At 32.9% G+C, this 10,705-nt stretch carries 14 protein-coding genes; 5 read left to right on the top strand and 9 right to left on the bottom strand.

Translation table 11 applies throughout. The features are described from left to right. From PHC28_RS10415 to PHC28_RS10445, 7 genes are all read right to left on the bottom strand, one after another. A partial coding sequence (locus PHC28_RS10415) for a M3 family metallopeptidase (protein WP_300099709.1) occupies positions 1-896 on the bottom strand: 896 nt, incomplete at its 3' end. Between the two features lie 129 nt (positions 897-1,025). Then, complete coding sequence (gene purE, locus PHC28_RS10420) at positions 1,026-1,511, bottom strand: 5-(carboxyamino)imidazole ribonucleotide mutase (RefSeq protein WP_300099712.1); 486 nt, start codon at positions 1,509-1,511, stop codon at positions 1,026-1,028. A 27-nt stretch (positions 1,512-1,538) separates the two neighbouring features. Next, complete coding sequence (locus tag PHC28_RS10425; protein ID WP_300099714.1) at positions 1,539-1,934, bottom strand: hypothetical protein; 396 nt, start codon at positions 1,932-1,934, stop codon at positions 1,539-1,541. A 14-nt stretch (positions 1,935-1,948) separates the two neighbouring features. Then, positions 1,949-3,100, bottom strand: a complete 1,152-nt coding sequence (locus PHC28_RS10430; protein WP_300099717.1) for a 5-(carboxyamino)imidazole ribonucleotide synthase — start codon at positions 3,098-3,100, stop codon at positions 1,949-1,951. After that, the gene (locus PHC28_RS10435; RefSeq protein WP_300099720.1) at positions 3,097-3,516 is read right to left on the bottom strand and encodes a PIN domain-containing protein; all 420 of its coding nucleotides are present in this window, start codon (positions 3,514-3,516) and stop codon (positions 3,097-3,099) included. The genes PHC28_RS10430 and PHC28_RS10435 overlap by 4 nt, the downstream gene beginning before the upstream one ends. Next, complete coding sequence (locus PHC28_RS10440; RefSeq protein WP_300099723.1) at positions 3,513-3,773, bottom strand: DUF6364 family protein; 261 nt, start codon at positions 3,771-3,773, stop codon at positions 3,513-3,515. Before PHC28_RS10440 ends, PHC28_RS10435 begins: the two co-directional genes overlap by 4 nt. Positions 3,774-3,807: 34 nt before the next feature. Next, a complete protein-coding gene (locus tag PHC28_RS10445; RefSeq protein WP_300099726.1) occupies positions 3,808-4,362 on the bottom strand; it encodes a hypothetical protein in 555 nt (184 codons plus the stop codon). 92 nt (positions 4,363-4,454) lie between these two features. On the opposite strand from PHC28_RS10445, the gene hpt reads away from it, so the two are divergent. The 4 genes from hpt to obgE all read left to right on the top strand — a co-directional run bounded on the left by hpt (position 4,455) and on the right by obgE (position 8,043). Next, positions 4,455-4,985 carry a hypoxanthine phosphoribosyltransferase gene (gene hpt / locus PHC28_RS10450; protein ID WP_300099729.1) on the top strand — a complete coding sequence of 177 codons (531 nt, stop codon included), beginning with the start codon at positions 4,455-4,457 and terminating at the stop codon, positions 4,983-4,985. 25 nt (positions 4,986-5,010) lie between these two features. Then, a complete protein-coding gene (locus tag PHC28_RS10455; protein WP_300099732.1) occupies positions 5,011-5,583 on the top strand; it encodes an adenylate kinase in 573 nt (190 codons plus the stop codon). A 23-nt stretch (positions 5,584-5,606) separates the two neighbouring features. Next, a complete protein-coding gene (locus PHC28_RS10460) occupies positions 5,607-6,881 on the top strand; it encodes a hemolysin family protein (RefSeq protein ID WP_300099735.1) in 1,275 nt (424 codons plus the stop codon). Between the two features lie 160 nt (positions 6,882-7,041). Beyond that, complete coding sequence (obgE, locus tag PHC28_RS10465; RefSeq protein ID WP_300099738.1) at positions 7,042-8,043, top strand: GTPase ObgE; 1,002 nt, start codon at positions 7,042-7,044, stop codon at positions 8,041-8,043. Positions 8,044-8,104: 61 nt separating this feature from the next. Here the strand turns inward: obgE and PHC28_RS10470 are convergent, their stop codons facing one another. Further along, positions 8,105-9,097, bottom strand: a complete 993-nt coding sequence (locus tag PHC28_RS10470; protein ID WP_300099740.1) for a glycosyltransferase family protein — start codon at positions 9,095-9,097, stop codon at positions 8,105-8,107. Between the two features lie 41 nt (positions 9,098-9,138). Next, positions 9,139-9,954 carry a UDP-2,3-diacylglucosamine diphosphatase gene (locus tag PHC28_RS10475; RefSeq protein ID WP_300099743.1) on the bottom strand — a complete coding sequence of 272 codons (816 nt, stop codon included), beginning with the start codon at positions 9,952-9,954 and terminating at the stop codon, positions 9,139-9,141. A gap of 131 nt (positions 9,955-10,085) precedes the next feature. On the opposite strand from PHC28_RS10475, the gene PHC28_RS10480 reads away from it, so the two are divergent. Then, the coding region (locus PHC28_RS10480; RefSeq protein ID WP_367278018.1) for a tetratricopeptide repeat protein at positions 10,086-10,705 on the top strand (620 nt) is incomplete at its 3' end.

The raw sequence follows: 10,705 nt of genomic DNA on the forward strand, positions 1-10,705 counted from the left end.
TCATTCAAAAACGATTTTACTTTATCAGGATTTTGCGCCATTCTTTCTTCCAAAACAAAATGCGAATGAGTAGCATATCCTAATAAATTCGCTCTTTCAAAACGTAATTTGGCAATCTTTAAAGTGATTTCTTGATTGTCGAATTCGTTGTTTTGGAATGCTTTTTTACCAGCAGCAATAGCCATTGCCGCACGCAATTCGCGATTGTCTGCATAAGTCACAAATGGAATATAACTCGGGTAGTCTAAAGTAAAAATCCAACCTTCTAATTCTTTGCTTTTTGCCAATGATTTCGCGGCTTCAATAGTTCCTTCTGGAAGTCCTTTTAAGTCGTTTTTATTAGTAATATGCAATTGATACGCATTAGTTTCTGCCAAAACATTTTCGCCAAAAGTCAGTTTTAGTTTGGCTAATTTCGTGTCGATTTCACGAAGTTTCAATTTTTTATCTTCTGAAAGTAAGGCTCCATTTCTAGAAAAACTTTTAAATTTCTTATCCAATAAAGTTGCTTGTTCTGGAGATAAATTCAAACTGTCTTTTTGCTCATAAACGGCTTTTATTCTTTTGAATAAATCTTCGTTTAAGGTGATGTCGTTGCTGAATTCGGTTAACAAAGGAGAGACTTCCTGAGCAATTTTTTGCATCTCTTCGCAAGTTTCTGCCGAATTCAAATTAAAGAAAATTGACGACAAGCGATCTAATGCATTTCCTAAAAAATCCAATGCTTCGATAGTATTTTCGAAAGTTGGAGTTTCAGGATTGTTGATTATAGCATCAATTTCTGCTTTTGCAGCAGCTATATTTTCAATAAAAGCTGGTTTGTAATCTTCTAATTTTATCTGCGAAAAAGGTGCAGTATTGTATTTGGTATTGAAATGGTGTGTTAAGACGCTCATTGTTTTGTTTTTTTCTGCAAGGTTTTTGAAACCTTAATAGGTTTGTTTTTTAATTTTAAACCATTAAGAGATTAAGCTAATTAAGTTGTAATTCTTAATGATCCTTAATCTCTTAATGGTTTAATTTATTTATTTTTTTATGCTTTCAGAAGCGATGATTACGGCTTCTTTCAATCCGGTTTTGTATAAAATGATTTTATCCAAAACGCTTTTGTTGTGGCTTCCGATGATTTGGGCTGCCAAAATACCTGCGTTTTTGGCTCCGTTTAAGGCAACTGTCGCCACGGGAACTCCGCCAGGCATTTGCAAAATAGATAAAACCGAATCCCAACCATCAATAGAATTACTAGATTTTACAGGAACGCCTATCACAGGAAGTGGCGACATTGAAGCGACCATTCCAGGCAAATGTGCTGCTCCACCAGCTCCAGCAATAATTACCGAAATACCACGATTGTGGGCATTTTTGCTAAAATCAAACAATTTTTCGGGAGTTCTGTGCGCCGAAACAATATCGACTTCAGTTTCTATGTCAAATCCTTTTAGGATGTCGATGGCTTCTTGCATTACGGGCATATCGGATATGCTTCCCATTATTATGGCTACTTTGTTCATTTGTTATCTTTGTTTAAAGTTTAAGGTTTAAAGTTGTTTCTTCCAATCTTTAAATCCTATAACATCTTTTCTAATTTGTTTTATCCATTTCTTACCATATTTGTTTAATAGGTAATTGAAAATTATTTTATTGTATTCTTTTGTACAATTTGAACCAATGCAACCTTGTTCGTAAAAAAATACATTATATTTCTTTTTAAAGGTTTCATCTTTATAATATATTATAGGAGCTTCACCACTTTGTAGAAACAAAATGATAGTTTCGTTTTTAATATCTATTTCTGCTAATTTTTCAACTTCATTACAATTCTCAATAAAATTTATTCTTGATGCTCCACTATTATTTATATCTTCATCAGATAATTTTTTGGATTGACCAAAAGCTAAATTGGATAGAAATAAAAAAATTAGAAGCTGTTTCATTTTATAAATTCAATTTAACTTATCACTCTTATCGTATTCTTTACATCCTCTGCAATCCGTCTGGCTTCATTGATGTCTTCATTCACAATCGTAACGTGTCCCATTTTTCTAAAAGGACGGGTTTGTTTTTTTCCGTAAATGTGAGGCGTTACACCATTCCAACCTAATATTTTTTCAATATTTTCGTAAACTACATCTCCCGAAAAACCTTCGGCTCCGGTAAGATTGACCATAATTCCAGCTGCTTTGCTATCTGTATTTCCTAAAGGTAAATTCAAAATAGCACGCAAATGGTTTTCGAATTGAGAGGTATAACTGGCTTCGATGCTGTAATGACCTGAATTGTGTGGGCGAGGAGCGACTTCGTTTACCAAGATTTCGTCTTCTTGGGTTTGGAACATTTCTACTGCCAAAAGTCCCACGTGATTGAATTTTTCGGAAACATTCAAGGCAATGGCTCTGGCTTTTTCGGCTACTTTTTCGTCAATTCTTGCTGGACAAATTACATATTCTACTTGGTTGGCTTCGGGATGAAACTCCATTTCCACCACAGGATAGGTTTTGATTTCGCCAGAAGGATTACGACAAACGATAACGGCCAATTCGTTTTTGAAAGGAATCATTTCTTCGGCAATACATTCTACATTGGGAAGATGGTCTAAATCTTGTAGCGTCCTAATGATTTTTACACCATTACCGTCATAACCAAACTCAGTACATTTCCATACAAAAGGCATATTCAATTTAGAGTCAACAATTTCGACTACTAATTCTTTCAAATTTTTGAAAGTTTTGGCAGGTGCGGTCGGAATATTATGTTCTAAATAAAAGTTTTTCTGAATTCCTTTATTTTGAATTAATTTCAAGGTTTTTGGCGAAGGATATACTTTTTTACCTTCATTTTCCAGTTTTTCCAATGCTTCAAGGTTGACTAATTCAATTTCGAAAGTCAAAACATCGACTTGTTTGCCAAAATTATAAACGGTTTCAAAATCCATTAAATCGCCTTGAAAGAATTTATTGCAAGCGATTTTGCAAGGTGCTTCATCACTTGGATCTAATACGTAAGTTTGTATGTCAAATTTTCGGGTGTCAAACAACAGCATTTTGCCGAGTTGTCCGCCGCCAAGAATGCCTAATTTAAAATTGGAAGAGAAATAGTTCATTTAGATATTGTATTTAAAAATTCATCTGGAGTGAAAACGTTGATTTCTGAAAATTTAAAATCTTTCAAATCTCTTGTTATTATACAATCCATTGTGTTTATTGATTGTGCAGCCGTAATTTGAATGGCATCTTCGAAATCTTTATGACTGGATTTGAGGCTTTTTTTTATAATGGTTATATCTACAGGAATAATAGTGATTGCATTAGTAATTTCATCTAAAGCCATTCTTATTTTATCTTCTTCAATAAATTTTCTCAATAAATAATGTAACGTAGTTATTGTATTTGATGAGGTGTAAAATAGAACTTTTTTACTCAAACCTAGTTTATAAATTTCTGAAGATGATTTATAAAACGGCTGTCTATTTGCTAAAATGTCCATTAAAATATTGGTATCTAAAAAAGCGTGCTTCATTTTAAATATTTTTGTTCTAAATATTCTTGAACAGCTTTCTTTTCGTCAAAATCAGGAGGTAAATTTACGATACCAGTAATTTTTTTTATCCTAGATTCAAATGCATCCTCGTTGTTTATATCATTATTTGGGTTTGATATCAAACTTTTAAAATAATTTTCCACCATTTCAGACAAACTTCTGCCGGTTCCTTTAGCATAGATTTTTGCACCTTCAATGACTTTTTTTTCTAACGACAAAGTGAGTTTAGTATTCATATACGTAAAGTTTTTACAAATGTACGTAAATTAATTATTTCTGTTTGTTAATTTTTTTCAAAATTTCCCTGCCAACGGCTTTGTATGCTGCTGAATGATTGATGTAATCCTTTTCTAAAATGATTTTTAATTCAGGATAAATCCAGCCAAAATGCTTTCCTAAAAGGTGCAAAGTGCGTATTGAATAACATTTTGAAGCAACTTTGGTGTCAGATATCAACCAGTCAAAACAACTTTCTGTAATTTGTTGTAATTGATTTTCATTGAGTTGAATTGCTCCTTTATTGAAATGCGAATTGGTTATTAACATACAAATCTTAGATAGAGCACGAATCGCACTTTTGTCGGTTATATCTTTTATATTGCAACATAAAAAATCCAAATGTTCTTGAAACCATTCCAGTTTTTCATAGCACACTAATTCTAAAATCCAACAGGCTTTTGCTGAGTTTTTATAAGATGCTTGAAAGCAAAGTTGAATTAATTCAGGAAAAAGGCTTGAGTTTTCAAGGATTTCATTGGCATATTTGTTTCGGTTTGCCCTAAGTCCTGTGACAGAATCAATTGTTTTTTCAAAATCAGTGGGCATCCTTTTTAAATTTGATTTAAAAGTACAAATCAATTGTCAATTGTCAAAAGTGAAATCCCTATCTTTGTCAATTATTTTTAAATCGAAAAAAAGTGATACAATTACACGATAAAAAATTTGTTCCGTTTATTTCAGCACAAGAAATAGACTTTGCTATTGCAAAAATAGCTGCGCTTGTAGAAGATGATTTCGCTGATGAAACACCAATATTTATAGGTGTTTTGAACGGTGCCTTTATGGTAGTTTCTGATTTTATGAAACATTATAAATCACCTTGTGAAGTAAGTTTTATAAAAATGGCTTCCTACGAAGGAACTACTTCAACAAACGATGTGAAACAATTAATAGGATTGGATCGAGATTTAACTGGACGAACTGTTGTTATCATTGAAGATATTGTTGATACAGGAAATACTTTGTTAGCTTTAAAAGAATTATTCAAGAAACAAAATGTAAAACATTTCAAAATTGCCACGTTGTTTTTTAAACCAGAAGCTTACAAACAAGAAATTAAAATAGATTATGTTGGAATCAGAATTCCAAATAAATTTATCGTTGGTTTTGGATTAGATTACGATGGTTTGGGAAGAAATTTACCAGAAATATATCAATTAAGCGAATAACACAACTACAACTTATAACTACAACATGATTAACATTGTTTTATTTGGGAAACCAGGAGCGGGAAAAGGAACTCAGGCTGAATTTTTGAAAGGAAAATATAATTTGACACACCTTTCTACGGGTGATATTTTTAGATTTAACATCAAAAACGAAACCGAATTAGGAAAATTAGCCAAAAGCTATATGGATAATGGCGATTTAGTTCCTGATGAAGTCACTATCAAAATGCTTGAAGATACTGTAAATAAAAATCCAGATACAAAAGGTTTTTTGTTTGACGGTTTTCCAAGAACTTTAGCCCAGGCCGAAGCTTTAGATGCTTTTCTAGCGACTAAAAAATGGGAAGTTACAGCTACAGTTGCATTGGAAGCAGATGATGAAATCCTTATCCAACGATTATTGGAAAGAGGAAAAACCTCAGGAAGACCAGATGATCAAGACGAAGAAAAAATCAGAAATCGTTATCAAGAATACAACGAAAAAACAGCACCTTTGATGGAGTTTTACATTAAACAAAACAAGTTTTATCCTGTTGATGGGATTGGTTCAATTGCCGAAATTACGAAGCGTCTTAGTGCTGTAATTGAAAGTTTATAGGGAACATAAGTTTCTAAATAATTATGGAAATTCTAATAATATTTTTTCTAATCCTCCTAAATGGTGTTTTTTCTATGTCAGAAATCGCACTTATTTCAGCTAGGAAAAATCGATTGGAAAGTGCCGCTAAAAAAGGCAATAAAAATGCCCAAATTGCGCTCGATTTAGCTAATTCACCCAATAAATTTTTGTCGACAGTTCAAATTGGGATAACACTTATTGGGATTCTTACGGGTATTTATAGTGGCGAAAAAATAACCACGGATGTAGAGAGTTTTATTAATGCTTTTGAAGTATTGAGACCATTTTCTCATACAATTGCGGTTGCGATAGTTGTGGTTATTTTGACATTTTTTTCCTTAGTTTTAGGCGAATTATTACCTAAAAGAATTGGATTAAATTATCCAGAATCGATTGCAAAAGCAGTTGCTTTTCCAATGAAAATAGTTTCGATTATTACTGCGCCATTTATATGGTTGTTAACGCATTCGACAGATTTTTTATTGGATATTCTAAAAATAAAACCTACTGCTGACGGCAAAGTCACGGAGGAGGAAATTAAGGCAATTATAAAGGAAGGAACCGAAGTTGGCGAAGTTCAAGAAATCGAACAAGATATTGTGGAGCGCGTTTTTCATATTGGTGACCGAAAAATAAATTCCTTGATGACGCATCGAAAATCGGTGATATTGTTGCCTTTGCATTCGACTAAAAGTCAAGTTAGGGAATTTATGCTTAAAGAATTGCATTCAATTTATCCAGTTTATGGAGAAAATCACGATGATATTGTTGGGGTGGTTAACCTGAAAAATATTTTTGCTCATTTTGAAAATGACAATTTCAATTTGGCTGATATTATGACTGAAGCCCCTTTTATGATGGAACACACTACTGCATACAAGGCATTGGAGAAATTCAAGAAATCAGGAATACATTACGCCTTTGTTACTGATGAATATGGAATTTTTCAGGGAATTATTACCTTGAATGATATTTTGGAAGCCTTGGTGGGAGATGCATCTGAATTTTACAAAGATGAATTTCATTTAATTGAAAGAGGAGATGGGACTTGGTTAGTTGACGGACATTATTCGTTGCACGATTTCTTGACTTATTTCGAATTGGATGAATTAATTAATGATTACGAAGTGACAACTGTAAGTGGATTAATAATGACTGAACTTTCTCATATTCCAAAAGAAGGAGAGAAGTTGATTTGGCAAAAATTTGAATTAGAAGTCATTGATATGGATGGCGTGAAGATTGATAAAGTGATGGTGAAAGCCATAAAGGGTTAAAAATTGGTTTAAAAGTTTAAGAGTTTAAAGTAGTTTAGTAGTTAAAAGTTTAATATTGTTGAAAGTTAGTTGGAAATTCAGCTAACCCTTAAACCCTTAAACTCTTAAACCTTTAAACCCTTAAACTCTTAAACCTTTTTAAACTTTAAACAAAAAAAAAATGACAGAAGGTAACTTTGTAGACTACGTAAAAATATTTGTTTCATCCGGAAAAGGGGGAAAAGGATCTACGCATTTGCATAGAGAAAAATTTATTGAGAAAGGTGGTCCAGATGGTGGTGATGGTGGTCGTGGAGGTCACGTTTATTTGGTGGGAAATAAAGGTCTTTGGACTTTATTTCATCTAAAATTTGCACGTCATATCAAAGCGGGTCACGGTGGCGATGGTGGTGGAGACAGAAGTACAGGTGCTGATGGTGAAGATAAATTCATTGAAGTGCCATTAGGAACCGTTGTGAAAGACAAAGAAACGGGAGAAACTTTATTCGAAATTACCGAAGATGGTGAAAAACAAATTCTTTCTCGAGGAGGAAAAGGAGGATTAGGAAACTGGCATTTTAGAAGTTCAACGAATCAAACACCAAGATATTCCCAACCAGGTTTGCCTGGAGTAGAAATGGATGTTGTTTTAGAATTAAAAGTTTTGGCCGATGTTGGTTTAGTAGGTTTTCCAAATGCTGGAAAATCAACTTTATTGTCGGTTTTGACTTCGGCTAAGCCAAAAATTGCCGATTATCCTTTTACCACTTTGAAGCCTAATCTTGGAATAGTTGCTTACCGTGATTTTCAATCCTTTGTTATTGCTGATATTCCTGGAATTATAGAAGGTGCTGCCGAAGGAAAAGGTCTTGGACATTATTTCTTGAGACATATTGAAAGAAATTCAACTTTGCTGTTTTTAGTTCCTGTAGATACGCCAGATATTAAAGGAGAATATGATATTTTGGTCAACGAGTTGACCAAGTACAATCCCGAAATGCTTGATAAAGAGCGTCTATTGGTAATTTCTAAATGTGATATGCTGGATGATGAACTCAAGGCGGAATTGAAAGTGCAGTTGGACAAAGAATTTAAAGGCATTCCTTATCTATTTATTTCATCCGTCGCACAACAAGGTTTATCGGAGTTGAAAGACAAACTTTGGAAAATGTTGAATGACTAAAAAATATTAGTTTATACAATAAAGAGTTCTAGAAATAGAACCCTTTATTGTTTGTTTTAATTTATTTATGCTCGTAAGTGTCAAACAAAAACTGCAAAGTTTCGGGAATATTATTGGCTTGAATAGTCGGATATTGTGTTGCTGTATTCAGCCAATTTTCGATAATTTCATCAAAATTATCACCCACTTCATATACAACAGGAACCCCCATTTTCTTTAATGCCGCAGCATTGCATTCTTGTTCATAATGATCACGAATTGGAATGCTGAGTATTTTTTTTCCAAGATATAAAGCTTCGGCTGGAGTTTCAAATCCGCCTCCAGTAATGATGCCGTGGCAATTAATCATACTTTCATTGAACTGTTTTTGATTTACAGGAAAATAGGTAATGTTACCCACAGTGTGCTTGAATTCTACATCATTCAAAAACCAATGAAATTGTACTCCCGATAGTTTGTTGAATGCTTTTTCCAAACAATCTTTTTGAAAAGAAGGTAGATAAACGGTGATGTGATTCAGATTTTTTGGTTCGGCATTTACTATTTCATCCTTGATTATCGGGGGATGAATAAAAGAATCGTATTTTTCAAAATGCAATCCTATATTTTTTGGAGAAGGTGCATAATGTTTAAGAATCATTTCACCCATAATACTCTTTTTTTCTGGTCTTGGAGTTGCCTCTGAAATAAAACTAGCTTGATGTCCAAATTGAACTGAATGTACTTTTTGCAATTTACACGCCAACGAAGTGATGGAATCAAAATCATTTATGATTACATCATAATCTTTAAGCGGTAATGATTTAGCATCTTTATACATTTGGATGGGTTGAATATTTTTGGCAATATCCCAATAATTCAATCCGCCACATTTGCTGTAATGCAAACTACAACCTTCGCTTTTGAATTTTACTGGTAAATCAATATTGAGGCTAGCATTATTGCCACTCAAAAAGTAATCTACAGTTCCAAATTTTTGCAAATACGGATGCAATTGCATAGCTCTGCTAATGTGACCGTTGCCGGTGGCTTGTATGGCGTAAAATATTTTCATTGTTTATTGTTTAACTGAAAGCTATTCTGTTGAACTTGTTTTTACGATAAAATTTTGTCAACAATGTCATTGATGATTTTATCTTCTTGGGTTTCGTGGTTCAAATAGTCTGATTTTTTATAGTGATAAATCGACCATTTCTCTTTTTTATATTCTAATGCAGTTAGATTTTCGATCCAATCGCCACTGTTTAAATACACTACTTTCCCGTGTTCGTTTGTAACTTCTTTCATTTGTGGTTTATGAATGTGACCGCAAACCACGTAACTGTATTTTTTTTGTATGGCAATTTCGGCGGCTGTAGTTTCAAAATTAGACACGAAAGAAACCGCTTTTTTTACGCTGTCTTTAATCATTTTAGAAAAACTTCGTTTCTCTTTTCCTAAAGTTACCAAGATCCAATTGATGAGACTGTTGATTAAAATCAATAAGTCATACCCTTTTCCGCCCAGTTTCGCTAATATTTTTGCATATCCTTGCGTGGAAGAATCGAATACGTCCCCGTGAAAAATCCAAGTTTTTTTACCGTCTAATTCTAAAATTAATTTATCGACTAATTCAAAATTTCCTAAAATAAAATCGGTATATTTTCTTAATGCTTCATCGTGGTTTCCAGTGATATAAATTACGCGAGTTCCTAGATTCGACATTTTTATAATTTGTCTCAATACATTCATATGAGCAATCGGAAAATAGCGTTTGCTAAAACTCCACATATCGATAATGTCGCCGTTTAAGACCAAAGTTTTGGGCTGAATAGATTTGAGATATTGGAGTAATTCTTCAGCGTGGCAGCCGTAAGTTCCTAAATGCACATCGCTTATTACTACTAAAGGAATTTTTCTTTTTCTTTTCATAATCAGTTTTTACAAAAATAAGGGGGCAATGTTAGGATAATGTTTCTTTAGTATTAAGATTTTGGTAGTTTTATGCCAAAATAAATAGGTCAATTCGTTTAAAAATTCTTTATTTTTGGAAGATGAAACAAATGATATTTCTCATATTATTCCCACTATTAATTTTCTCTCAAACAGATATTGATAAAGCAGAAAAGCTTTTTAAAGAAAGGAAATATGAACAAGCTCAGTCTATTTTCGAAAATTTGCTAAGAGAAAATCCTTCTAATTTGAAATCTATTGAGTTTTTAGGAGATATTGCAGCTCGCAATAAATCTTGGGATAAAGCACTAGTTTATTATAAAAAGCTAAAACAATTAAAACCTAGCGAAGCCAATTATTATTTTAAGTACGGAGGAGCTTTGGGGATGAAAGCTAAGGAAGCTAATAAATTTAAGGCGCTTGGAATGATTGGTGAAATAAAAGAATCATTCGAAAAAGCAATAGAATTGAACCCAAAACACATCGAAGCACGTTGGGCTTTGGTTATGATATACATTCAATTGCCAGGGATTGTAGGTGGTAGTGAGTCAAAAGCGATTCAGTATTCGAATGAATTATATAAATTATCACCTGTTGATGGTTATTTATCTAAAGGACAAATTGACGAATATTTCAAAAGATATGCATCTGCCGAAAAAAGTTATATCAAAGCTAACGAAATTGGTAAATCAAAAATCACTTTTCAAACATTATATAATTTATATTTGAA

The organism is Flavobacterium sp. (assembly GCF_028712645.1).
Lineage (GTDB): Bacteria > Bacteroidota > Bacteroidia > Flavobacteriales > Flavobacteriaceae > Flavobacterium.